Raw genomic sequence first — 22600 nt, forward strand, 5'->3', positions numbered from 1 at the left:
CTCCGGTTGTGAACGCGGTTAGGGTTCTGCGGCTGTTCGGCCTGTACGTCGTCATCACGCTCGTCGTGGTGGCCTGCCTCGTGTCCGGGACCGTCTACTTCACGTTCCACAAGTCGCTGCCCGACTACACCGGCACGATCCGGGTCCCGGGGCTCGACTCGTCGGTGCGCGTCTACCGCGACACGTACGGCGTTCCGCAGGTCTACGCGGACAACGCCGACGACCTGTTCCGGGCCGAGGGTTACCTGCACGCCACCGACCGGTTCTGGGAGATGGACTTCCGGCGTCACGTCACCGCGGGCCGGCTCTCCGAGCTGTTCGGGAAGTCGCAGGTCGACACCGACAAGTACATCCGGACGATGGGCTGGCGACGGGTCGCGGCGCAGGAGCTCCCGCTGCTGTCCCCGCAGACGCGCAGCTGGCTCGAGTCGTACGCGGCCGGGGTCAACGCCTGGATCGACGAACACCGGGGATCGTCGGCGGGCGTCGAGTACGCGGTGCTGAAGCTGCAGAACTCCGGGTACCGGATCGAGAAGTGGTCGCCGGTCGACAGCCTGGCCTGGCTCAAGGCGATGGCGTGGGACCTGCGCAGCAACATGTCCGAGGAGCTCGAACGGGCCCGGCTGCTCGCCGCCGGTTTCAGCTGGGAACAGATCAACCAGCTCTTCCCGGCCTACCCGTACCAGACGCATGCGCCGATCCTGAAGGCGGGCGCGATCGTCGACGGGAAGTTCACGCCGACCGCACCGGCGCCGACGTCACCGAGCCGCACGTCCGGCGCGTCCCGCCCCGGGACCGCGGGCGGTGGCGGCTCACCCGAGACGGCCGACCAGGCCGCCGTGCGGGCCGCGGTGACCGTCCTGGGCGGCTCGCTCGGTTCGCTGGGCGAGGGCCTGAACCGCATCCCGCAGCTGCTCGGCATCGGCGACGGCCTGGGCTCGAACTCGTGGGTCGTCTCCGGCAGCCACACCACGACCGGCAAGCCGCTGCTGGCCAACGACCCGCACCTGGGGCCGGTCATGCCGTCGATCTGGTACCAGGTCGGCCTGCACTGCACCACGACGAGCGCGGCCTGCCCGATCGACGTCGCCGGGTTCGGGTTCTCCGGAGTGCCGGGCATCGTGATCGGGCACAACGCGCGGGTCGCCTGGGGTTTCACGAACCTCGGGCCGGACGTCGCCGACCTCTACCTCGAACGGGTGCAGGGTTCGACCTACGAGCGCGACGGCGACCAGGTCCCGCTGGCCGTCCGCAAGGAGACGATCAAGGTCGCCGGCGGGGACGACGTCCAGTTGACGATCCGCAGCACGGTGCACGGCCCGCTGCTGTCCGACCAGGACTCCGACCTGCGCGAGGTCGGCGCGAAACCCGGCGTGGACGCGGCCGGGGTGCCGACGCAGAAGGCGACACCGGCGAATCCCGCCTACGCGGTCGCGCTGAGCTGGACCGCGCTGACGCCGGGCCGGACCGCCGACGCGCTGTTCGGGCTGAACACCGCGCAGAACTTCGACCAGTTCCGGGCGGCCGCGCGGAACTTCGCGGTGCCGGCGCAGAACATGATCTACGCGGACGTCGACGGCAACATCGGCTACCAGGCGCCGGGCACGATCCCGGTGCGCGGGAGCGGTGACGGGCTGTTCCCGGTGCCGGGCTGGAACCCCAGTTACGACTGGGCCGGCACGGTGCCGTTCGAGCAGATGCCGTACGTCTACAACCCGCCCGGCGGATACGTCGTCACCGCGAACCAGGCGCCGGTCGTCGAGGGCGCCGGGCCGATGCTCGGCTACGACTGGGACTACGGCTACCGCAGCTCCCGGATCGAGGCCCGGCTGCAGGCGAAGTTCGCGACCGGCAAAGTCGACGCCGCGGACCTGAGCCAGATCCAGCTGGACACCCAGAGTGGCATCGCCAAGGTGCTGGTGCCGCTGCTGACGTCGATCAGCGGTGCGCCACCGGCCGCGCGGCTGCTGGCGAACTGGGACTACACGCAGCCGGCGGGATCGGCCCCGGCGGCGTACTTCAACGCGGTCTGGCGTGCCGTCCTGAAGCGGACGTTCGACGAACTGCCGGACGATCTGCCCGCCGACGGTGGCAGCCGCTGGTTCGCGGTGGTGAGCTCGCTGCTGACGACGCCGGACTCGCCGTGGTGGGACGAGAAGGGGACCTCGGTCACCGAGAAGCGGGACGACGTCCTGCGGCTGGCGCTCACCGACGCGTCGGAGGAGCTGACCGACCGGCTCGGCGACGACCCGTCGAAGTGGCGCTGGGGTGACCTGCACACGCTCACGATCCGGAACCAGTCGTTCGGGGAATCCGGTATCGGGCTCATCGAGGCGATCTTCAACCGCGGGCCGTACCCGCTGGCCGGAGGGAGCAGCCTGGTCGACGCGACCGGGTCGTACGCGCCGGACGGGTACGAGGTCGACTGGGTGCCGTCGATGCGGATGGTGGTGGACCTCGCCGACCTCGACCGGTCACGCTGGGTGAACCTGACCGGGGAGTCCGGGCACCCGTTCTCCGACCACTACGCGGATCAGGTTGAACTTTGGCAGAACGGTGGGACAACGCCGATGAGGTGGCGCCCGGAAACGATCCGGTCCGAGGCTCGCTATGTCCAGAATCTGACGCCCTGAGCGGGATCCGGGAGTGTCGCGGGCCGGTTAGGGTTGGGGTCAGGAACATCCGCGCCGCGGGTTCGCGGCGGGCACGGGAGGACGGCGAGCATGGTGTCGGACGATGACCGCGAGGTCCCGATGATCGACGACACGGACCTCATCGTTCTGCCTGATCAGACGGCCGACGACGTCGACGCCGACTGGCGCGACGCCGCCGCCCGCAAGCTGCGTGACCTGGAGTTGCTGGAAGACCGCCCGCCCCACTGGGACGCGTGATTGCACGGCCCGCCCAGAACGGCGCTGCTGCGCGAGCGCGCCTCCTTGTGACGGGCCCCTGAATGTCACGGCGTCGGTGCGCTCGAGCGGCAGCGCCGTTCTGAGCGGGCTCCACGTCAGAACTGGGTTTGTTGCACCTCGGAACTGGGTTTACTCAGCCTCGTTTACTCAGCCTCGCCGGCGGAGTTCGTCGCGGATCTCGGTGAGGAGCACGACCTCCTCGGACGGCGGGGCCGGGTCGGGCTCCTGGCCGCGGCGGCGGAGCTCGGCCATCCGGTTCATCGGCGCCACCACGACGTAGTACAGCGCGGCGGCGGTCACCAGGAACACGATCAGCGCGGTGAGGAACGCTCCGTAGTCGAACGTCGCCTCGCGGATCGAGAACGTGCCGCTCACCTTCTTGCCGCCGCTCACCAGCTGGATCAGCGGCTTCAGGAACGAGTTGCCGAACTGGGTGACCAGCGTGGTGAAGGCGGCGCCGATCACGACGCCGATCGCGAGGTCGATGACGTTGCCGCGCCGGATGAAGTCGCGGAATCCACTGAACATGTGGGCTGTCCTCGGGGTTCTCGGGGTGGTCAGCTGGGCGACCGCACTGTAGCCGAGACCCTGCTACCCGATATGCCGAGACCCGAAGACCCCCGGACCCGCGCCGGGCGGGACGTCGCCCGGTCGAACGCCGGCGGCCGGAGGACGGGCGTACTGCTAGACCGCGGCCTTGGTCGACGACGACCCGGACGACGACCCTGAGGACGAGGACCCCGAAGACGAGGACGACGAAGACGAGGACGACGAAGACGAGGACGAAGACCCGGAGGACGAGCTCGAGGAAGACGACGAGTCGGACGACTTCGAGCCGCCGGACGACGAGCTGTCGGACTTGCCGGACGAGGAGCCCGACTCCGACCCGGCCGGGGTCTTGGCCGGCTCCGAGCCGGACGAGCCCGACCGCGAGTCGGTGCGGTAGAAGCCCGACCCCTTGAACACGACTCCCACGGACGAGAACAGCTTGCGGAGCTCACCCTCACAGTTCGGGCACACGGTCAGCGGAGCGTCGGAGAACGACTGGACCGCGTCGAGCCGGTGGCCGCAGGCCGTGCACTTGTACTGGTAGGTCGGCACGGCCGCCTCCTCCGCTGGAACTTCATTTGGCACTAAGGCTTGACGCTCAGGCCTGGCACTCAGGCCGAACGAGTGCTAAGTGTGCGATATTCCGGCGCCGGGCGCTAGTTGACCACCATTGTCGCTCTGCTCACAGGAGCGCGAGCCAGCCACCCCGGGGCGTCACCACGTCGCTGACCGGCCGGTCGTGGGGCTCGGTCGGTACCGAGTCGAGCAATTCGTCGTCGTAGACGAGCGCGATCAGGGCTGTGTTCCGCGTCACACACTCGAGTGCGCGGTCGTAGTACCCGGCTCCCCGCCCGAGCCGCGACCCGTCCCGGCCGACCGCGAGGGCGGGCACGACGATCGCGTCGACCGTCGTCAGGGCCTCCGGGCCGAGAACCGCCTCGGACGGCGGCTCCCAGAGACCGTGCGGCCCGCGGACGAGTTCCTGGCGGTGCTCGTACCCGCCCCAGTCGAGCGTGCGATCCGGACGGCTGATCGGCAGCAGGACGCCGAGCCCGGCCTCCCGCAGCGCGTCGGGCAGACCGACCCGAGGTGCGCCGAACAGGTCGGGCGGGCCGGGGATGACGCCCGGCTCGGAACCGACCGGAACGTATGCCGCGACCGACCACACCCCGCGGTCGTTGAGCCCGGCGAGAAGATGCGCCACCAGGCGGCGGCTCTCGGTGGCCATCTCGGCCGCGGAGAGCCGCGCGAGACGCTCCGTGCGGGCGTTCCGCCGGGTGACGCGAAGCGCCGCCTTCGCCGCCGTCGGGCTCATCGCTGCTCCTCTCGCGGCCCAGAGACTCGCGGCCCAGAGACCTGGGAGGTCGATGTGACCCTACGCAGACGCTTGGCGGCGTCGCTGCTCGCGGTCGTGCTCGGGCCGTTGCTGCTGGGCGCGGTGGCGGTGGGCGTCGGAGCGAGCCGGCTCGCCGAGGAGCGGGCCACCGAGCGGCTGGACGCGGCCGCAGCCGTCGTCGGTACCGCGGTGCAGAGCGTGTGCCAGCGGGCCCGGGCGGCGTCCGAGGCACTGGCGGCGACGATCTCGCGGGGCGACCGGCCGCTGTCGGCAGCGAACTTCGTCGTCACGCGGGGGCTGGCCGACGCGGCCCGGGTGCGGAACACGAACGGCACGGTCGTCGCCGAGGCCGGTCCGCGCGGCTCCGGCTGGGGCGACTGCACCCGGGGAACCGCGCCCGCGGGAGGGTCCACGGTCATCGCCGCGAGCGTCCCGCTGCACCGGTCCGACGGCGCCTCCGCCGGTCAGGTCAGCGCCGCGCTCACGGTGTCGGCCGAGGACCTCTCCGGGCTGGTCCCGATCCCGGACGTCGACGTCACCACCCGCGCCGCCGATACGCCGGCCACCCGAGCCGCGGCAGCGGGCCGCACCCGGATCGACCTCGGTGCGCACGCGCTGCGCCTCCGCGTGCTCGCCCCGGCACCCGGCCGTCCGATCGAGACCGTCCTGTCCACACCGGCCCCCGACACCACCGCGCTCTACGGCGCACTCATGCTCGTCGTCCTCACCGCGGCGGGTGCGTCCCTGGTCGCGGCCAACGTGCTGGCCCGTGCGCTCACCAAGCCACTGCAGGAGGTCGCGACCGCCGCCGAGTCGGTCGCCGACGGGGATCTGGACGCCCGCGTGCCGGTGCGGGCGTGCGACGAGATCGGACACCTGGCCGGCACGTTCAACCGGATGACCCGCAGCATGCAGGCCTACGTCGCCGCGCTCACCGCGGGCCGGGACCAGCTCCGCAGAACCCTGGCGCTGCTCGGCGACACGATGTCCAGCACGAACGACGTCGACCGGATCCTCGACGTCGTGCTGGAGAGCGTGGTCGCGACGACCGCGGCCGAGGGCGGGATCGTCCTGCTCACCGCGGACACGCAGCTGGTCGGGCGCCGGGCACTCGGGCTGGCCGCCCGCGGCGTCCGGCCGGACGGCGTCCGCCTGAAAATAGGGGACGGGCTGCTCGGCGGAGTGGCCGCCACGACCGAAGGTCGTCTGGGCCGGGTGAGCGCGGACGTGCACCTGAGCACCGGGGAACCGGACTGCCGCACGTTCATCGCGGTACCGATCGTGGGGCCGCCGCACCCACCGGCGCTGCCCGGCGGTCGGCTGCTCGGCGTGCTGGCGCTCTACGACCGGCTCGGGGGCGACGATTTCGACGACGGGGACCTGCTCACCGTGCGTTCGTTCGCCGGGCAGGCGGCGGTCGCGCTCGAGAACGCACTGCTGCACCGGGTGGCCCCGGTGACGGTCAGCCACAATCCCTGGCGAATCTCCCTGCCGGCCACCCGCCCGTCGTTCCATCGTTAACCTCGGCCGACACCCGTCAGCCGACGGAGACGTGCCCGGGTTTGTTGGCTAGTCTCCCGTCATGGTCGAGACTTCTGCCGCCAACAAGCCCCGATCCACACGCAAGGCCGTGATTCCGGCCGCCGGGCAGGGAACACGGTTCCTCCCGGCGACCAAGGCGGTGCCGAAAGAGCTGCTGCCGGTCGTCGACAAGCCCGCCCTGGAGTACATCGTCGAGGAGTCCGCCGCGGCCGGGCTCGACGACGTCCTGCTCGTCACCGGGCGGGGCAAGAGCGCGATGGTCGACCACTTCGACCGCCGTCCCGACCTGGAGCAGTCGCTCGAGGAAAAGGGCAAGACGAAGGAGCTCAACGCGGTCCGCCGGTCGTCCGAGATCGCGTCGATCAGCACCTGCCGCCAGGGTGAGCCGAAGGGCCTCGGGCACGCGGTGCTCTGCGGGGCGACCCACGTCGGCAACGAGCCGTTCGCGGTCATGCTCGGCGACGACCTGATCGACGCGCGTGACCCGATCCTGCCGACGATGCTCGACATCCAGGCCGAGCACGGCGGCATCGTGCTCGCACTGCTCGAGGTGCCGCGTGAGCACATCAACCGCTACGGGATCGTCGCGGTCGAGTCGACCGGCCGGACCGGCGACGGCGCCCACCTCGGCGACATCGTGCGCGTGGCCAGCATGGTCGAGAAGCCCGAGCCGGACGACGCGCCGAGCAACCTGGCGATCATCGGCCGCTACGTGCTCCCGCCGGAGATCTTCGACGCGATCCGCGAGACGAAGCCCGGCGCGGGTGGCGAGATCCAGCTGACCGACGCGATGGCCTCCCTGCTCGCCGACGGCACCCCGGTGCACGGCGTCGTGTTCCAGGGCCGCCGCTACGACACCGGCGCGAAGATCGACTACCTCAAGGCCACCGTCCTGCTCGGCGTCGACCACGAGGACCTGGGCTCGGAGTTCAAGGAGTGGCTCGTGGACTACGTGCGGAACGACCTGGCGTGACCATCTCGGGGGGGATGACCGCGGAGTTGCTGGGGGCGGGGCCCCAGCGGTTCGTCGATGCGGCGCTGGCCGATCTGGAGCCACTGCGTCCGCTGCCGATGGCGTTGCTGGAATCGCTCGGCGTCCTCCTCGCGGAGGATGTCGTCGCGCCCTCGTCGGTGCCCGCGTTCGACGTCGCCGCCGTCGACGGCTACGCCGTCCGGTCGCACGACACTCTGGGCGACGCGCAGTGGTCCGACGACCCGTTCACGCATCCGGGTGACGTCCGGCTGCACGTGATCGGCGACCTCACGGCGGGGTCCTGGGAGCCCGCCACGGTGTCGGCCGGTGCCAGCTACACGGTGACCGTCGGCACCCCGGTTCCCTCCGGTGCGGACGCGATCGTGCCCGGCGAGGCCACGGACGGCGGGCTGGCCAGCGTCCGCATAGGAAGGGTGCCGAGCCCGGGCGAGGGGATCCGGCGACGGGGCAGCACGGTCGCGGCGGGTGCCGTGCTGGCGCCGGCCGGCACCCGGGTGACCGCGGCCACGATCGCGTTGCTGGCGTCGGTCGGAATCGATTCGGTGCTGGTCTCGCCACCGCCGCGGGTGCTGGTGGCAGCCACCGGGGACGAGGTGGTCGATCCGTCGCGGCCGGGTGCGCAGCCGTCGGTGCCGGGGCGGGTCGTCGACGTGGACTCGCTGGGGCTGGCCGCGGCGGCCCGGGAGGCCGGTGCGCACGCGCACCGCGTCGGCATCGTCCCGGACGAGGACGAGGCGCTCCGGGCGCTGGTCGAGAACCACGCGCACCGCACCGACCTGCTGGTGACCACCGGCGGTACCGGCGGTGGTCACACCGACGTGCTGCGGCGGCTCTTCGGTCACGACGACGTGGTCCACTTCGAGACGTTGCCGATGCAACCGCCGCTGGTCGTCGGGTACGGACGGGTGGGTCCGACGCGGTTGCCGGTGCTGTGCCTGCCGGGGGACCCGGCCGGGGCGTTGCTGGGGTTCGAACTCCTGCTGCGGCCGATGCTGCGGCGGCTCGCCGGCGCGGAGACGCTGTTCCGGGACGCCGTGCTGGTCCGGCTGACGTCGCCGCTGACGTCGCCGCCGGGTGTGCGGGAGTTCCGGCCCGCCCGGGTCGACGACGACCTCGCGGCGGAACCGCTCGGCGGGGGTGACGCATTTCTCACCGGGTACGCGACGGCGAACGCGTTGCTGGCGATCCCGGAGGCAGCGGCGGATGTCCCGGTGGGGACGGAGGTACCCGCGCTGCTGTTGGTGAACTCCGGCTGAACCGAAAGTCGCGCGGATCCTCGACCGCCCGTGCGCGCGGGTGTCGGAGGTGTCTAAGCTCGCGGAACCAGTTACCGCCGCGAGGACGCCGATGACCGCATTGCCCGGCTGGCCGGCCACCCTGGCGGAGGGCCCGGTAGGCCTCCGCCCCCACCGGATCCGTGACGCGCGTGCGTGGTCGGACGTGCGCCTGGCCAACGAGGAATGGCTGGCCCGCTGGGAGCCGACCTCGATGCGGCCGTGGGCCGACCGCCACCGGGTCAGCGACTACTACGAGCTGTACAGATCTCTGCGCCGCGGTGTCCGGCTCGGCCAGATCATGCCGTTCGTGGTGACGTACGAGGACGCGTTCGTCGGGCAGCTGACGCTGGGGAACATCGTCCGGGGCGCGTTCTGCTCCGCGTATGCCGGTTACTGGGTCGACAGCCGGGTCGCCGGCCGGGGTGTCATCCCGACCGCGCTGGCGATGGCGGTGGACTTCGCGTTCGCGCACGCGGCGCTGCACCGGATCGAGGTCAACATCCGGCCGGAGAACACGTCGAGCCGTCGGGTGGTGGAGAAACTCGGGTTCCGGCAGGAGGGTTTCCACCCTCGGTACCTGCACATCGACGGTGGCTGGCGAGACCACGTCGGCTACGCGCTGACGGTGGAAGACGTGGCGCCGGCGGGGTTGCTGGCGCGTTGGCGGAGCGCGCGCGTGTCCTGATTTGCCGGGACATCTGTCCCGGTCGGCCAACTGAAACTCCGATGGTGCCCTCCCCCCGGCAGGGGGTTCGGTGACTCCTGTTGCTCTGGTTGCTGTTCTGGTCAAGAACCAGACACGCCCGTTGAGTTCCCGAATGTCCTGGACTTTGCTCGTAGCCTCAGAACTACGCACGTGTAATTCACCCGGATCTGGGGAGGGAGGGCTTATGCCGTCGTCTGTCCTGCTCGCGTTGGTCGTTGCTGCTGGGGTATTGATCCTGATGCCGGCTCTGGCCCACCGCTACGACACCGCACTGCGGGGTCAGGCGGAGCTTCGTGCTTCGTCGATGCGGGTTCTCCCTCGGGAGCGGCGTCGTCGCACGGTTCCGTCCGGCGGCCCGCTGCGCCCGCCGACGTCGCTGATCGTTCCGGCGGCGGTGCGGACTGCCCAAGGAGTGTCGGCCGGTGGCCGCGATCTGGCCGCCGTACGGGCGTCGCTCGTGCGGGAAGCGCTGGCGGGTTCGGCGGGTCCCGGGGCGCGGGTGCGAGTTCGGCGCCCGGCGAACGGGAACCGGCCCACCAGCGCGATTCCGGTGAGCGCGGCGCCGGTGTCGGCACCGGCGGTGGGCAACCGTCCGGCGTCGGGACCGGCAGGCAGCCGGCCGGTGGTTGCGAACCGGCCGGCGTCTGCGCCGGTGGTCGCGAATCGGCCGGTCAGCGTGGTGCCGGTGCCGCGGACGTCGTCGGCGGTGATTCCGGCGGCGGCGGTCCGGCGGGCCGCCGAGATGCAGCGGGCCCGGCGTCGCCGGCTGGTGCTGATCCTGGCGTCGCTCGTCCTCGGCCAGGCCGTGGCGGGCGTCTTCCTCGGTGTGGCGTTCTGGCTCGGCGCGCTGGCGTCGGCGCTCGCCGCCGCCGGTCTGCTCGGCCGGCTGCGGGCCCTCGCCGCCGAGCGGCAGAAGCGTGAGGCTCAGGAACGGCACGCGCAGGCGCTGGTAGCGCGTGCGCGTGCCCACCGGGCCGAAGCGTTCGTCCGGCGGGCGCTGCGTCAGGTGCCCGCGGGTGCCGACCGCGAGGCCTGGCTCGGCTCCGCAGCGGTGGGCGCGGCGGCCGGTTGGCTGTCGCTGCCCCGGGGCGAGCGCGAACGCCCGGCCCGCGACGTCGTCCGAGTGCTGGCCGCCGCCGGGCGCGAGGTGTACCTGGCCGCCGACGGCACCTGGGCGGTCCGCCCGGTCGTGGTCGCGACCCGCGACAGCGTCCGTCGTGACGTGGTCGCGCGCCGTCAGGCCCGGACGGCGGGCGCGGACGTCCGCCTGCCGAAGGTCGTCAACGGCTGACGCGGCCCGGGCTTGGGCCTGCGTTCTTGGCTGGCTGATGTTCTTGGGGTCGGGGTTGCGTTCTTGGCTGGGGTCCGCGTTTTCGGGCTTGGGTCCTGGGCTTGGGTTCGGCCGGGCCTGGCCGAGTTGGGCCGAGTCGGGCCAGGTCGGTCGGGTCGGGTCGGGTCGGTCGGGTCGGTCGGGTCGGGCCCGGGTCCTCGGGCCCGGGTCCTCGGGCCCGGGTCCTCGGGCCCGGGTCCTCGGGCCCGGGTCCTCGGGCCCGGGTCCTCGGGCTTGGGCTCTCGGGCTTGGGCCGGGGGTCCTAGCGCTTGGGTCTGGATCCTCGGGCCCGGTCCGGGTCCTCGGCCTTGACCCGGGATCTTGGGTACGGGTCGTTGGGCACGGGTCCGGATCCGGGTCCGCGGGGCCGGGTCTGGATCCTCGGGCCTGGGTCCGCGTGCGGAGGCATTCTCGGAGTGCTGGTAAGGTATTCACGGGCTTGGGGATGTAGCGCAGCCCGGTAGCGCACCTCGTTCGCATCGAGGGGGTCAGGGGTTCGAATCCCCTCATCTCCACCAAGTCTTAGCAGGTCAGAGGCCGGTTTCCTTCTCGAAGGAGGCCGGCTTTTTGATGCTCGACCGTTATTTGACCGTGGACCAGGACGCTTGGGTCGGCAGTCGGCGGCACCGATCGTGAGCAAGGTCTCGGTCGATCATCAGACCGTATGGATCGCGATGAGGTCTTCGAGACCGGTGAGGTCGTCAGCATTGCGGGTGTACACGGCTGCCCCCTGTGCGTGTGCGGTCGCGGCGATGAGCAGGTCCATCACCCGAGCGCGCGGCTGGCGGCCGACCTCTACGACTCGCGCAGCCAGTCGGGCGTAGCTGTCAGCTGTGGCTTCGTCGACGGGAAGCGGATCAAATCGGCGTTGAATGGCGCTCAGCCTCGCCAAGCGCAGCGCCCTCGTCTCGGCTGACTTCGCGATCAGGACCCCGAATTGGAGTTCCGCGACGCTGGCGACGCTGATGGCCAGTTCGCCGGGAATCGGGGTGACGTCCGTCGCGATGAGGACGCTGGTATCGAGAATGCCGCGGCTCATCGTTCGATCCACGGGTCGGTGATGGAGTCGTCCATGAGATCCCGGTCGCCTGCCCAGTTCGGGTCTGTGGGCTGATCGAACACACCAGAGAGGTCGTCCCACTCGCGCCAGGCGCGAGGGCTGACCGGGCCGAGGACAGCGGCCGGCCGGCCGGCGACGGTGATCGTCACGCGTTCGCCGGCTTCAGCTCGACGGACCAGTTCGCTGGCGTTCTGGCGCATTTCGCGCAATCCGACTTCGTGCATACTTCGAAGGTAGCACATGTGCTACTCGGCGGTTGGTGCCAGTCAGGAGGTGCGGATCGCGGTGCGGGTGGCGAAGCTCTAGGCTGCGCCGGTGCCCGTTTCCCGGAAACGCAAGCAGGCGAAGCAGAAGAAGACGCAGCAGCGCAGGCAGAGTCAGGGACTCCCTCGATCGGCCGCCGCGCTCGGCGTCGATTCGACGGACTTCCTGGCCGATCTGACGCGACATCGGGAACAGTTAGACCTGCGTCGAGGCACTCGTGCGAAGTCGGCCGCTGGTCCTCTGCTGGCCGAACTGACCGAGCTCGCCGCTACGGCGACCGAGAGCGAGTTGGAGGACGAGCTCTGCGTACGGATGGGTCGGACGCTCACCGACCTGGCCGCCGCCGACGGTCTGGAGACACACGTCGGCCCGAACATCTTTCTTGAAGTCTTCGTCGACACAGCGTTGGGTGCGATCGATGACGCCGGACCGGCGTGGCAGGCGCCGTGGCGGGTAGCGGCCGTCGTGGCCGGAACCGTTCCCGAGCCGTTCGCAGCGATGATGGCCGACGCTCTCGGTGATCTGCGCGCGCGGATCAACGCTGCCGTTCTTCCGCTCTTGCCGAGTGGTCCTGTGCTGGCCGGGCGGCCGGTGTGGACCCGGGATCTCTACGGGAGCCGGTTCGGGGTCGCAGCACCTTTCCGGATCGGTGACGGGCCTGAGCGGTGGTATCTCTGGGATATCGACACCTGTTCTGGCACAGCCCACACCGTTCACGGCCGCTACCACGAGACCCTCGACGCGGCGCTTGCCGACTGGCTGAGCGGCGTCGGCGAGCCGGCTGCCGACGGAGTTACGTTCGGCCCGATCGACGATCGCGAATTGTTGGATCGGCTGATGCCGCGCGAAGAGGGCTTCATGCGGATAGGCGGCGAGACCACCGAGCAATTTGCCGAATATCATCGGTCCAAGCGCCTCGCCGAGGTCGTGCTCGCCGAGACTCCCGTGCGCCCGACCGACCGACGGGATAGCGCGTTGTCGAAAGAGGCCGCCGGTCGCTTCGCCGACTGGTATCTAGCGCAGGCGGATCTCCCTCCCCAGCCGACCGCCTTCGATGAGCTGGTCGGCGAATTGGCCGACTCCTGGCTGATTCTCGACCGTGACGCTCCGTATCAAGCGTGCTCTCCGCATCGGATCACCCAAGTCGCCGCACACGTCCGAGGCTTTTACCAGGACGACTTCGCTGCGGAGCTGACCGCGCTCCTTCCCGCGTGGGTGTCGTGGCTCATCGAGCAGGGCGACCTACCCGTCCACCTCGCAGAGCGCAGCCGAGCAGTCGCCCTCAACCCACCCGTGGTCGCCGACGGATCAGCGCACCTGACACGAGTGACCGAGTGAGACGCCTGCCTTCCCGACAAGTACGTGGCGCTTCTGGACGAGATGATCGCCGAGGCAACCGTCGATGCGTATGGCGAGGATGAGCAACTCGTCGGTTTCTACACGCTCCTGGACGAGCATGTGGCTGTGCCGTTCCAAACGGTTGTGCTCGGGGTCGACGTGACGGTCGAGCGCATCGACCTACCTGACAGAGGAGGAATCATGGCGATCTGCTCTCGTGGCGGGGATCGACAGACGATCGATGTGCTCGACCTGCCGCTCCCTGACCCCCCACCGGCCGGGGCGGACTGGATCGAGGCATATCGCCGATGGTCCCGCTGAATCGCATCCGCCCACCCCTGGGCGTCCGCGTCGTGGCGGGATGGGGCGCGCATCGCGGTTGCCGTACGGCGGGGCGGGTGTGGATCGCGGCCCTCAAGGAGTTCACTCAGGCGCTGACCATGTTGGGAGCGAGGGGCCGTGGGTTCAAATCCCGCCACTCCGACCGAGTTTTGGCTGGTCAGCGCGTTGTGGTGCGCTGGCCAGCAGGGTCAGCGGGTCGTCTTGTTAGCAATTTGTTAGCCCTGCTGCGGCACATAGCCTGTGTCCTACACGTTCACCTTGACGCCGTACTTGTCGCAGACCTTGTGGTTGGTCCAGTACAGCGACTACGAACAGCGCCCCGGTGACGGCACCCCCCGAGTGAGCCCAGCCCGCCCGGCCCGATCATCGCCAGGTACTGGATCGAGACGAACCGGCCGAAGGACTCCGGCGCGATACGTCCGATCGAAAGCCCGTACATCACCCCTGAAAGCCCCGCGTACATGGAGCTGACCAGGAAGATCGCAGCCTTGTAGCGCTGGACGTTCACACCCATGACCGACGCGGCAGGGCCTGCCGCTGGAGTGGCTCCTGCACAGCTTCCGGCTCTGCGGCCGGGCCATCTGGCAGGGCCTGGTGGCCGAGGCGACCCGGTCCGGCGGTGACGACGTCCGCCGGTTGCTGGCCGAGGCGGTCGGCGTCTGGGACGCGTTGGACCGGGTCTCGACCATCGTCGCCCGGGCCTACCGGGACGAGCAGACCCGGCTCCAGCGCACGACCCAGCGCCGCCGCGAGATCGTGCTCTCGGCCCCGCTTGAGCCGCGGCCGCCGACGGCCTGATCCGGTCACCGACCGATTGCCGCACGCGCTGGTGGCCGGCGTGCCCGACGTCTCCGACGTGCTGATCCGGCACACGCTGGGTGGGCTGCTGGGGCTACGCCCGGCCGAGCGGCGAGATCTACCTGGCCACGCTGGAGGCCCTGGTGGACGCGGGCGGCTCGTTCTCGGCCGTCGCCCGCCGCCTCTACTGCCACCGCAACACCGTCCTCAAGCGAGCCCACCGGATCGAGGCGTTGACCGGCCGCCGGCTGACCGACATGCGCTCGATGGTCGAGCTCTACCTCGCCGTCCTGGTCGTGCGGATCTCCACCGAGTAGCTCAGGGGGTCGGCGGCGGGCCGGCCACCCGGAGCTGGTAAGCCTCGGCCGCGGCGACGATCGAGCCGATGTCGAACGGAGCCGGGACGTTCTCCCCGGCCAGCACCGGCGCGCTGTTCTCGGCGAACCAGTTCTCGATCCCGGCCGGGGCGAAGGTCACGGCGAACCGGGCCGACGCCGAGCGGACGAGGTATGCGTGCGGGACGCTACGGGGCCCGAAGGCCACCTCGCCCGGGGTCAGGTCGTAGCGATGGTCGCCGACGAAGAAGCTGATCTCGCCGTCGAGCACGGTCCAGACCTCGTCCTCGCCGTCGTGGACGTGCAGCGGCGGGGCGTGGTTCTCCGGGTCGGTGAACTCCATGACGGTGATGGCGCCGTTGGTGGCGGTGCCGGGGATGAGGATGCGGGCCTGGCCGCCGAGGAACCAGAACGGCTCCGCGGCCGGCGTCGGGGTCGCGGTCGGGGTGAAGGTGGTCATGGCTTCCTCCTAGGGCGGGTGCTCACAGCGACTGCTTCTTCAGCCAATCGAGCGACGCCTGGGCGACGTCACGCCAGCCGTGGTCGATCGTCAGCGAGTGCGCGCGGTCGGGGAATTCGAGGATGTCGGTGACCGCGTCGGAGTGTCGGTACTGCTTGAGCGTCGCGCGGGTGACCGCCTCGGGCACGGTGTGGTCCTTGCCCCCCGTGATCAGCAGGAGCGGACCGCGCAGCTCGTTCCCGGTGTTCACGGCGGCCGGCGAGTGCGGGTCGAAGTTCGCGGTCGCGGCCTCGAAGAGCGGCTTGCCCGGCGCTGGGATCGCCCACTTCTCGAACAGCTCCAGCGACTCCTCCGGCGGAATCGCGTTGCCGAAAGCGAACCGGAACTGCTCGGCCGTGAGCGAGACGGCCTTGTGCCGGTTGGCCGGGTTCCGGAAGACCGGCAGAGTGGACCGCAGCGCCGAGAGCGGCAGCGGGAGCACCCCCTTGATCTGGGCCGCGTCGATGGCGACGGCGGCCCGGGCGAGGTCCTGTCCGAGCAGCCTCTGGGCGATCATCCCGCCGAAAGAATGTCCGATCAGGATGGGGCTGGCAGGAAGGCCGGCGATGATTCCGGCGTAGTGCGCGACGACGTCGTCGATGCCGTGGTCGGCGATGCTCTCCGGGTTGGCGCGGGCCTCGGCCACGGTGTCGGGGTCGCCGGGCCAGCCCGGGGCCGAGACGTCGTAGCCGGCTGCGCCGAACAGGTCGGCCCAGTCGGCCCAGGAGCTGGCGTGCAGCCACAGGCCGTGGATGAGAAGAACGGGGGTCGAGGTGGTCACGGGCCCAGCTCATCACCGCGGGGGCCCGGTTCGCGCCGGGGAAAGACCCCAGTCCTCAGCCGCCCACTTCGGACTGGGGTCGCAGGACCTGGGCCAGCTGGCGCCGGGAGGTGATGCCGAGCTTCCGGAAGATCTTGTTCAGGTGGTACTCGACCGTTGACGCCGTGACGAAGAGCCGGGTCGCGATCTCGGCGTTGGTGGCCCCGCCGATGGCCAGCCGGGCGACCTGGAGCTCCTGAGGGGTCAGGCCGCCCTCGGCCGGGGCGGTGCGTTTCCGGGCCGACTCGCCGGTGGCCAGGAGCTCGGCTCGGGCCCGCTCGGCGAACCCGTTCGCGCCCATGTCGGCGAACAGGTCGTGAGCGGTCCGGAGGTGGTCGCGGGCGTCGGCGCGGCGGCCCCGACGGCGTAACCACTCGCCGTAGACCAGCCGGCTGCGGGCCAGCTCGGTCCGCACCGACGTCCGCCCGAACAGGTCGATCGACTCCTCGTAGTACTGCTCGGCGTCGTCCTCCCCGGCCAGGAGGGCCGCGGCCCGGGCCAGCAGCCCGAGCGCCCAGGGGGTACCACTGGCGGGGGCTCGCTCGGCCAGCCGTTCAAAAGCAGCCATGGCCTGCGGGCGGTCATCGGCCCGGACCGCCGCCTCGACCAGATCGGCGAGCATCCGGTTGCCTTCACCCGGCGGGTCGCCCGCGAACAGCCGCCGCCCGCATTCGAGCGCCTGGGGATACCGGGCCAGCCCCAGTTCCAGCAGGAGCAGCGCATACGTCGCGTTGTTTCTCCACGGCGCCGTAACCGAGCTGTTCCCCCCAGAGCTTCATGGCCGAGTCCACCGCCGCCCGGGTCTCGTCCTCGCGGCCCTGCCAGGCCAGCAGCACCACGCGGCGCTCGTCGTGAATAGGCGGGCTCCCGAACGCGGCGCTGATCTCGTCCGCCTCGCTGCGGTGGGTCTCGGCCTCGGCGAACCGGCCGGCCGCGGCCTCCCACGCCATCTCGGTGTAGAGGGTGGGTCCCAGCTCCTGGAGCGCACCTTGGCCGCGGTGGAACGCGTCCATTCGGGTCAGGACGGCGGCGACGCCCTCGTCGTCCCACAGGTCGAAGGCGGCCCACGAACCTACTGACGTGATGGGGCCGACCGCCGAGAGATCCTCGGTGCGCAGGGCGGCGACCGCGTTCCGCAACAACGGCACCGCACGGCCGAACTCGCCGGCGATCCGGACTGCGAGCGCGTCGAGGAGGACGTCGGTGAGGGTTCCTTCGCCCCGGGGCGCGTCCATTCCGGCCCGGGCGATGTCCTGCACCGCCACCCCGACGGTGTGTCGGCCGGCGAGGAGCCCGGCGGTGAGCGCCTCCCACAGCATCGCCCGGGTGGTGCGGTCGTCCAGCGGCCCGAAGGTGGCCAGTGCGTCGAGCAGGATCTTGGGTGCGCGGGCGGCGACCCCGGCGGTGTACCACTCGATCCCGGCCCGGATCCGCTGCTCGGCCGCGCGCAGGGCCGGCACGGTGAGCCCGGGCCCGGCCTGGTCGAGCCGGCGGGCGGCCGCCGCGGTGTCGCCGACCTGCAGGTAGGGCGCGGTGGCGGCGAGGCACCGCACGGCCCGCCGCTGCGGGTCGGAAGTCAGGTCCGCGGCCCGGGAGAGGAAGGCGGCCTGCGTGGCGTACCCGCCGCGGTTGCGGGCCCGCTCGGACGCCTGCTCCAGCGCGTCGGCCACCGCGTCGTCCAGACCGACCACCGATTCGGCCCGGTGCCAGGCCCGGTTGTCGGGGTCGTGATCGGGGTGGGTGGCCTCGGCCAGGGCCCCGTGGACGACCCGGCGCTCGGCCGGGGCCGCCGACGAGTACACGGCCGCGCGGATCAGCGGGTGGCGGAACGCGTGGCCTTGGAGGATTCCGGCCTCGACGGCCGGGTCCAGGGCGGTCGGGGCCAACTCGAGTCGGTCCGCGGCCCGCCACAGCAGCGCTTGGTCCTCGGCCGGGGCCGCCGCGACCAGCAGCAACAGCAGTCGCGTGCCGGCCGGCAACTGCGCCGCCTGGCCGGCGAAGTGGGCCTCCAGGCGCCGCCCGATCGGCAGGTGCCGGGGGAGGACGGCGCCCCCGGCCCGCTGCTCGGCCGAGAGCGCGGCCGTGGCCTCGATCAGCGCCAGCGGATTGCCCTGGGTCTCCCGGACCAGCCGTTCCAGCACCCGCGGCTCCAGCCGCCCCGGCGCCCGCGAGGCCACCAGGGCGTGCGCTTCCTCCGCGTTCAGGCCGGCGATGGTGTGCGTCCGCAGTCCCTGCAGGACGGTGAGGGTCCTGGCTTCCTCACGGACGCCGACCAGCAGCCCGATGCTGTCCGCCTCCAGACGTCGTCCGAGGAAGGCCAGAGCGGCCAGCGATTCCTGGTCGAGCCACTGGGCGTCGTCGACCAGGCAGATCAGCGGCAGGTCGGTGGCGACGTCGGCCAGCAGGGTCAGCGCGGCCAGGCCGACCAGGAAGAGGTCCGGGGCCGTGCCGCTGATCAGGCCGAACGCCGTCGCCAGGGCGGTCCGCTGGGGCCCGGGGAGGCGTTCGAGGCGATCCATGAACGGCCTGAGCAGCCGCTGCAGCCCGGCGAAGCCCAGGTGGGTCTCGGACTCCGAGCCAGCGGTACGCGTGAGCCGCACTCCTCGCGCGCCGGCCGCGAACTCGTCGAGCAGCCGCGTCTTCCCGATCCCGGCCTCGCCGACCAGCACGAGCGCGCCGCTCCGGCCGTCTTGCACCACTGCCTGGAACGTCTCCAGCAGCTGACGTTCCTCCAGCCGCCCTTGCATGGTTCGACCCTAGGGGACGCCGGCCGCCCCGGCCCGTCTGATCGACTGATCGTTGCGCGAGCCTTCTGAGATCGACTCGTCGAGCTAGCTCCTACTCTCGCGCTCGACGCCGGTCACGAACAGCGCATGGACGGACACGGGACGGCGCGACGCCCGGCAGCTCAAGCACCGGGGCGCCGGCGACGTTCGCCCCGTGCCCTGCCCGCCGGGGCTGAGCGAGATCCTGCACTGGCACCTCGCCGAGTTCGGGACGACGCCCGATGGACGGCTGTTCCGCGCCGTCCGCGGAAATGGGCTGGTCTCGGACTCGGTGTACGGCCGGATCTGGCAAAGGCCCGGAAGGCGGCGCTTAAGCCCGTGGAGGTCGTCTCTCCGCTGGCGGGCCGACCGTACGACCTCCGTCACACTGCGGTGTCCACCTGGCTCAACGCCGGCGTACCGGCGACGCAGGTAGCCGAGTGGGCCGGGCACAGCGTCCACGTGCTGCTCCGGATCTACGCGAAGTGCATCGTCGGCCAAGACGAGATCTCCCGGCGCCGGATCGACGAAGCCCTCCGCGGCGGGATGAAGCGGACCCGCCCGAGAATGAGGCCGCCGCGGGCTAGCGCGAAACCGTCCCGCGCATGTCCCGCGCACACCCGCAGACGGCCGCCCGTTACTGCCTATCACTGCATACGGAAAGACTCTGCCCCGGATCTCTGGGGCAGGGTCTGACCTGCAACTTCGCAGGCTTCCGGCTGCGTGTGGCGGGTGAAGGATTCGAACCTCGTAGGCTGAGCCGACGGATTTACAGACCGCCTCGGTCGCGGTGATCCCCAGTTTCTGCGCGACCGCCCGCATCGCGGTGAACGCGGTCTCGTAGTCCGGGCGGACCTCCGCGACCATCCGGACTGCACGCTCACGTAACTCCTGCGGGTAACGCGACGGACTCGGCATGACTCGATCTCCTCACAGATATCGAGTCTCCAGACATGGCGTGAGGGTTCAGACCGCGCCGTGTGCTGTGGATGCTGCTTCGATGCGTCGGGCTAGTTCGATGTCGTGTTCGGCGACTCGGCCACCGAGGTCGCTGGAGCTGATCGACACGTGGAGCGTCCGGTAGCCGAGGGTCGCGTCGGAGTGATGCCCGAGGTCGTCCTGGATGGCCGCGATGTGCACGACGAACGCTGCCCCAGGGACATGTGCGATGCGGTAGGTGCGCTCGATCTTGCGGCCGCCACCAGGGTCCTGCGTCCCAGCCGCTCAATCGGCACCGGAAACTCACCCCTCGCCGCTAGAGCAAACGCGTGCGACCGCCCGATCTGCAGTATCGATGCCGCCGTCTCCAGGCTTGTCGTCAGACCGAGCGCCCTGCGTCCGTGCTGGTGGTGCCCGGCCGGTGACCTTCGTCGACCTCTACCTGGTCACCCCGTTACGCAGCGTCTCATGATTTATGCCCAGCTGGCCGATCTGGCCCGCATGTCCAGCGAGCTCCAGACTCTCGTCGGCCGGTTCCGCGTCTGACCCACGCGGCGTTCAACGAGCTGTACCGTAGGAGAGCTGATCTGAGTCCAACTGCTCCGGGCCGGCACCACAACTCCATACCGACTTACTCAACTGCCGCAGATGGATTGTTGGGCAGTTCCTGGTCCGGACGTGGAGCGGCCCGGAGCGCGGTTTCGCGTTCCGGGCCGGGGTGCTGGGTGGTTCAGTTGCAGTAGTTGTAGTCCCAGCAGTCGTTGTAGTGCTTGCGGTGGTGGCGGCGACGGGGGCGGCAGTCGTAGTCGTACGAGTTGTCGTTGCAGTCGTACGAGTAGTCGTAGTCGTAGCAGCCGCTCATGTCGTCCAGCCTCCTGAAGTTGTTCGGCGGGGTGTGTCCCCGTCCTGGAACTAGGTTCTCGCTGAACGCGCGCTGCCTCGTTCGGGGTGATGACGCCGCGAACGTTCGGTTCACAACACTCGCTCTCGCCGCCGTGCGGCGCGTTCCGAGAACGAAGCCTGCGAGACGGCGCGTGTCGCCTGCCGACGCTGGTGATCGGTTGGACGGCGCGCGAGGCGCGGGTGGTACGAGACGCTCGGTCTGCGGTCGTGGCCGGCCCCGGACCGGAATGAGCCGCTGCAGGGCCGCGGACGCCTGGGCCTCCGCATGTGGCCTCAAGGCGGCGGCGCACCGGTCGAGGCGAACAACCGCGTCCGGCCAGTTCGCGCTGATACCTCGAGGCCCGTGTATTGACCTCAGGCGTGCGTTCCTCCAATCAGGAGTATCACGGTCCGTAGGATGAGCACCTCTTGGTGGGTGACTCCCGGGGGTGGGGTTTGTCGCGACGGAGCCGGGCAAGGAAGACCGCACGGCGGTCGTCCGATGGGCGGCCCCGGGGCGCTCCGAAGAAGCCGGCGAGTGCGCAGAAGAAGACCGCGCCCAGTCGCCGGTGGTTACGGGAACCGATGGTCTGGGTGGCCGGCGTTGCGGCAACGGTGGTCAGCGCAGTGACCCTGGCCGCAGCGACATGGGTGGGGCCGCAGCTCTTCGACGGTGCAGCGGCCAAGGATCGGCTGCGTGAGGCCACCCGCGGCGACTCGGATCTGCGCTACACCGTGACGTACCTGGACGGCGGCTACGACCTGGTTCTTCCGCCGGACGCGACGTTGACCGCCGGGCAGAAGGCCGTTTTGGGGCACTGGGGTAGTGGAGATCAGCTGTCCGGGCTGGAGGCGCTGACGGCCCAGTTGCGCGCCGCCGGGGCTGCGGACCCGAATGTGCTCACGGTCCGGGTCACGCTCGAGGGACGGCGCAACCAGCCCGTCAAGATCGACGCGATCGAGGCGGTCAACGTGCAGCGGCGCAACCCTTACTCGGGGATCTTCCTGTCCATCCCTCCCCAAGGCCCCGGCAACACGATCAAGATGATGCTCAACCTCGACGAGGTCCGGCCGGTGGTCCGGGCCGCGATTCCGGTGCCGAGCGGCGACCCGCCGCGGACCACTGAGCGGGACGGTGTCCGGCCGGGGTCGCCCTACTTCGCGGACAAGACGCTGACGATCGACGACGCCGAGGAAGACGCTCTCGTCGTCCAATCGATCGCCGCGCGATGGGCGACGTCGTTCGACCTTCGGATCACCTATCGGCTGGGTGATCAGACCAGGTCGTTGCTCGTCGACAACGACGGGCACCCGTTCGCGGTGACCCCACTGAATTGCATCGATCACAGCGTCTCGGACCGGGGACAGTTGGTTTCCGAGGGGCACGTGTCGTATCAGCAGGTGTGGGAGCTGAAGAACGACTTCACGGGCGCTGCTCCCGTTGCCGATCCGCACCATTACCCGATCGGCTTTCCCTACTGCTGACCGAAGGCGGCCGCCGCTCCGTTGACGGCGAGCGCCCCCGAGCCGGCTCCGCGCCGGCGACCCGCTCCACGCCGCCACCGCGCCGCTCGCGCCCCTCGGCCAGCGGTGCCCTCGGCCAGCGGTGCCCTCGGCAGGTGGTGCCGTCTCGGCGTGCCCTCTCAGCCGGTGGTGCGCCCACCGGCTGGTGGGCGCCCTCGGCCGGTGCGTCCTCAGCCGGTGCGTCCTCAGCCGGTGGTGCCCTCTCAGCCGGTGCGCCTCGGCCGGTGGGGCAGCGCCGCGGGTGCGGTACGGGTGGCCGCGGCCGGTTCGGGGCCGTCTCGGCGTCCACCAAGTGGTCCTGCCCGGCCGATCCGGCCGCAGGAGAGCCGGCGGATCCGGCCGCAGGAGAGCCCGGCCGATCCGGCCGCAGGCGAGCCCGCCCGTCGTC

At 70.8% G+C, this 22600-nt stretch carries 24 protein-coding genes and 1 tRNA gene; 13 read left to right on the plus strand and 12 right to left on the minus strand.

The window, feature by feature from the left end; translation table 11 throughout:
• Positions 1-8: 8 nt before the first annotated feature.
• Together ACIBZJ_RS40300 and ACIBZJ_RS40305 are read left to right on the plus strand one after the other, a co-directional pair.
• Positions 9-2633, plus strand: a complete 2625-nt coding sequence (locus tag ACIBZJ_RS40300; protein WP_395938909.1) for a penicillin acylase family protein — start codon at positions 9-11, stop codon at positions 2631-2633.
• A 90-nt stretch (positions 2634-2723) separates the two neighbouring features.
• Positions 2724-2891, plus strand: coding sequence for a hypothetical protein (locus tag ACIBZJ_RS40305; protein WP_395938910.1), 168 nt, complete (start codon positions 2724-2726; stop codon positions 2889-2891).
• Positions 2892-3059: 168 nt separating this feature from the next.
• On the opposite strand, the gene mscL is transcribed toward ACIBZJ_RS40305, so the two are convergent.
• The 3 genes from mscL to ACIBZJ_RS40320 form a co-directional block, all read right to left on the minus strand.
• The gene (mscL, locus tag ACIBZJ_RS40310; protein WP_395938911.1) at positions 3060-3440 is read right to left on the minus strand and encodes a large conductance mechanosensitive channel protein MscL; all 381 of its coding nucleotides are present in this window, start codon (positions 3438-3440) and stop codon (positions 3060-3062) included.
• 156 nt (positions 3441-3596) lie between these two features.
• A complete protein-coding gene (locus tag ACIBZJ_RS40315) occupies positions 3597-4013 on the minus strand; it encodes an FmdB family zinc ribbon protein (RefSeq protein WP_395938912.1) in 417 nt (138 codons plus the stop codon).
• Positions 4014-4143: 130 nt separating this feature from the next.
• Entirely contained in the window at positions 4144-4776 is a 633-nt protein-coding gene (locus ACIBZJ_RS40320; RefSeq protein WP_395938913.1) for a 5-formyltetrahydrofolate cyclo-ligase, read from the minus strand.
• Between the two features lie 54 nt (positions 4777-4830).
• Here ACIBZJ_RS40320 and ACIBZJ_RS40325 point away from each other — a divergent pair, with 54 nt between their 5' ends.
• From ACIBZJ_RS40325 to ACIBZJ_RS40350, 6 genes are all read left to right on the plus strand, one after another.
• Positions 4831-6318 (plus strand): HAMP domain-containing protein, encoded by a 1488-nt coding sequence (locus ACIBZJ_RS40325; RefSeq protein ID WP_395938914.1) that lies wholly within the window; start codon positions 4831-4833, stop codon positions 6316-6318.
• 61 nt (positions 6319-6379) lie between these two features.
• Complete coding sequence (locus ACIBZJ_RS40330; protein ID WP_395938915.1) at positions 6380-7312, plus strand: UTP--glucose-1-phosphate uridylyltransferase; 933 nt, start codon at positions 6380-6382, stop codon at positions 7310-7312.
• Complete coding sequence (gene glp / locus ACIBZJ_RS40335; protein ID WP_395938916.1) at positions 7309-8589, plus strand: gephyrin-like molybdotransferase Glp; 1281 nt, start codon at positions 7309-7311, stop codon at positions 8587-8589. The genes ACIBZJ_RS40330 and glp overlap by 4 nt, the downstream gene beginning before the upstream one ends.
• A gap of 91 nt (positions 8590-8680) precedes the next feature.
• Positions 8681-9295, plus strand: coding sequence for a GNAT family N-acetyltransferase (locus ACIBZJ_RS40340; protein WP_395938917.1), 615 nt, complete (start codon positions 8681-8683; stop codon positions 9293-9295).
• 205 nt (positions 9296-9500) lie between these two features.
• A complete protein-coding gene (locus tag ACIBZJ_RS40345; RefSeq protein WP_395938918.1) occupies positions 9501-10607 on the plus strand; it encodes a hypothetical protein in 1107 nt (368 codons plus the stop codon).
• A gap of 480 nt (positions 10608-11087) precedes the next feature.
• Positions 11088-11164: transfer RNA gene (locus ACIBZJ_RS40350), tRNA-Ala, on the plus strand.
• 137 nt (positions 11165-11301) lie between these two features.
• On the opposite strand, the gene ACIBZJ_RS40355 is transcribed toward ACIBZJ_RS40350, so the two are convergent.
• Together ACIBZJ_RS40355 and ACIBZJ_RS40360 are read right to left on the minus strand one after the other, a co-directional pair.
• Positions 11302-11685 (minus strand): PIN domain-containing protein, encoded by a 384-nt coding sequence (locus tag ACIBZJ_RS40355; protein ID WP_395938919.1) that lies wholly within the window; start codon positions 11683-11685, stop codon positions 11302-11304.
• Complete coding sequence (locus ACIBZJ_RS40360) at positions 11682-11930, minus strand: type II toxin-antitoxin system Phd/YefM family antitoxin (protein ID WP_395938920.1); 249 nt, start codon at positions 11928-11930, stop codon at positions 11682-11684. The genes ACIBZJ_RS40355 and ACIBZJ_RS40360 overlap by 4 nt, the downstream gene beginning before the upstream one ends.
• Positions 11931-12021: 91 nt before the next feature.
• Between ACIBZJ_RS40360 and ACIBZJ_RS40365 the strand changes: the two genes are divergently transcribed.
• Complete coding sequence (locus tag ACIBZJ_RS40365) at positions 12022-13308, plus strand: hypothetical protein (protein ID WP_395938921.1); 1287 nt, start codon at positions 12022-12024, stop codon at positions 13306-13308.
• 24 nt (positions 13309-13332) lie between these two features.
• A complete protein-coding gene (locus ACIBZJ_RS40370; protein WP_395938922.1) occupies positions 13333-13629 on the plus strand; it encodes a calcium-binding protein in 297 nt (98 codons plus the stop codon).
• Positions 13630-13903: 274 nt separating this feature from the next.
• On the opposite strand, the gene ACIBZJ_RS40375 is transcribed toward ACIBZJ_RS40370, so the two are convergent.
• Complete coding sequence (locus ACIBZJ_RS40375; protein ID WP_395938923.1) at positions 13904-14164, minus strand: hypothetical protein; 261 nt, start codon at positions 14162-14164, stop codon at positions 13904-13906.
• Positions 14165-14244: 80 nt separating this feature from the next.
• On the opposite strand from ACIBZJ_RS40375, the gene ACIBZJ_RS40380 reads away from it, so the two are divergent.
• Both ACIBZJ_RS40380 and ACIBZJ_RS40385 read left to right on the plus strand, forming a co-directional pair.
• Complete coding sequence (locus tag ACIBZJ_RS40380; RefSeq protein ID WP_395938924.1) at positions 14245-14448, plus strand: hypothetical protein; 204 nt, start codon at positions 14245-14247, stop codon at positions 14446-14448.
• Between the two features lie 80 nt (positions 14449-14528).
• The gene (locus ACIBZJ_RS40385) at positions 14529-14765 is read left to right on the plus strand and encodes a helix-turn-helix domain-containing protein (RefSeq protein WP_395938925.1); all 237 of its coding nucleotides are present in this window, start codon (positions 14529-14531) and stop codon (positions 14763-14765) included.
• Between the two features lies 1 nt (position 14766).
• On the opposite strand, the gene ACIBZJ_RS40390 is transcribed toward ACIBZJ_RS40385, so the two are convergent.
• The 6 genes from ACIBZJ_RS40390 to ACIBZJ_RS40415 all read right to left on the minus strand — a co-directional run bounded on the left by ACIBZJ_RS40390 (position 14767) and on the right by ACIBZJ_RS40415 (position 20668).
• Positions 14767-15243 (minus strand): cupin domain-containing protein, encoded by a 477-nt coding sequence (locus tag ACIBZJ_RS40390; protein WP_395938926.1) that lies wholly within the window; start codon positions 15241-15243, stop codon positions 14767-14769.
• A gap of 22 nt (positions 15244-15265) precedes the next feature.
• Entirely contained in the window at positions 15266-16063 is a 798-nt protein-coding gene (locus ACIBZJ_RS40395) for an alpha/beta hydrolase (RefSeq protein WP_395938927.1), read from the minus strand.
• A 55-nt stretch (positions 16064-16118) separates the two neighbouring features.
• Complete coding sequence (locus tag ACIBZJ_RS40400; protein ID WP_395938928.1) at positions 16119-16724, minus strand: LuxR C-terminal-related transcriptional regulator; 606 nt, start codon at positions 16722-16724, stop codon at positions 16119-16121.
• Positions 16725-16734: 10 nt separating this feature from the next.
• Positions 16735-18849 (minus strand): AAA family ATPase, encoded by a 2115-nt coding sequence (locus tag ACIBZJ_RS40405; RefSeq protein ID WP_395938929.1) that lies wholly within the window; start codon positions 18847-18849, stop codon positions 16735-16737.
• A 984-nt stretch (positions 18850-19833) separates the two neighbouring features.
• Positions 19834-20007, minus strand: coding sequence for a 4a-hydroxytetrahydrobiopterin dehydratase (locus ACIBZJ_RS40410; RefSeq protein WP_395938930.1), 174 nt, complete (start codon positions 20005-20007; stop codon positions 19834-19836).
• A 529-nt stretch (positions 20008-20536) separates the two neighbouring features.
• The gene (locus ACIBZJ_RS40415; RefSeq protein ID WP_395933060.1) at positions 20537-20668 is read right to left on the minus strand and encodes a hypothetical protein; all 132 of its coding nucleotides are present in this window, start codon (positions 20666-20668) and stop codon (positions 20537-20539) included.
• Between the two features lie 647 nt (positions 20669-21315).
• Between ACIBZJ_RS40415 and ACIBZJ_RS40420 the strand changes: the two genes are divergently transcribed.
• Positions 21316-22173, plus strand: a complete 858-nt coding sequence (locus tag ACIBZJ_RS40420; RefSeq protein WP_395938931.1) for a hypothetical protein — start codon at positions 21316-21318, stop codon at positions 22171-22173.
• The last annotated feature ends 427 nt before the right edge of the window (positions 22174-22600 follow it).

Source organism: Cryptosporangium sp. NPDC051539 (assembly GCF_044454545.1).
GTDB lineage: Bacteria > Actinomycetota > Actinomycetes > Mycobacteriales > Cryptosporangiaceae > Cryptosporangium.

Coding starts and splice junctions, on each gene's coding strand:
- ACIBZJ_RS40355 (WP_395938919.1), bottom strand. CDS start 11,685: ATGAGCCGCGGCATTCTCGATACCAGCGTCCTCATCGCGACGGACGTC.
- ACIBZJ_RS40390 (WP_395938926.1), bottom strand. CDS start 15,243: ATGACCACCTTCACCCCGACCGCGACCCCGACGCCGGCCGCGGAGCCG.
- ACIBZJ_RS40340 (WP_395938917.1), top strand. CDS start 8,681: ATGACCGCATTGCCCGGCTGGCCGGCCACCCTGGCGGAGGGCCCGGTA.
- ACIBZJ_RS40330 (WP_395938915.1), top strand. CDS start 6,380: ATGGTCGAGACTTCTGCCGCCAACAAGCCCCGATCCACACGCAAGGCC.
- ACIBZJ_RS40405 (WP_395938929.1), bottom strand. CDS start 18,849: ATGCAAGGGCGGCTGGAGGAACGTCAGCTGCTGGAGACGTTCCAGGCA.
- ACIBZJ_RS40305 (WP_395938910.1), top strand. CDS start 2,724: ATGGTGTCGGACGATGACCGCGAGGTCCCGATGATCGACGACACGGAC.
- ACIBZJ_RS40320 (WP_395938913.1), bottom strand. CDS start 4,776: ATGAGCCCGACGGCGGCGAAGGCGGCGCTTCGCGTCACCCGGCGGAAC.
- ACIBZJ_RS40360 (WP_395938920.1), bottom strand. CDS start 11,930: ATGCACGAAGTCGGATTGCGCGAAATGCGCCAGAACGCCAGCGAACTG.
- ACIBZJ_RS40415 (WP_395933060.1), bottom strand. CDS start 20,668: ATGAGCGGCTGCTACGACTACGACTACTCGTACGACTGCAACGACAAC.
- mscL (WP_395938911.1), bottom strand. CDS start 3,440: ATGTTCAGTGGATTCCGCGACTTCATCCGGCGCGGCAACGTCATCGAC.
- ACIBZJ_RS40345 (WP_395938918.1), top strand. CDS start 9,501: ATGCCGTCGTCTGTCCTGCTCGCGTTGGTCGTTGCTGCTGGGGTATTG.
- ACIBZJ_RS40375 (WP_395938923.1), bottom strand. CDS start 14,164: ATGGGTGTGAACGTCCAGCGCTACAAGGCTGCGATCTTCCTGGTCAGC.
- ACIBZJ_RS40400 (WP_395938928.1), bottom strand. CDS start 16,724: ATGCTCGCCGATCTGGTCGAGGCGGCGGTCCGGGCCGATGACCGCCCG.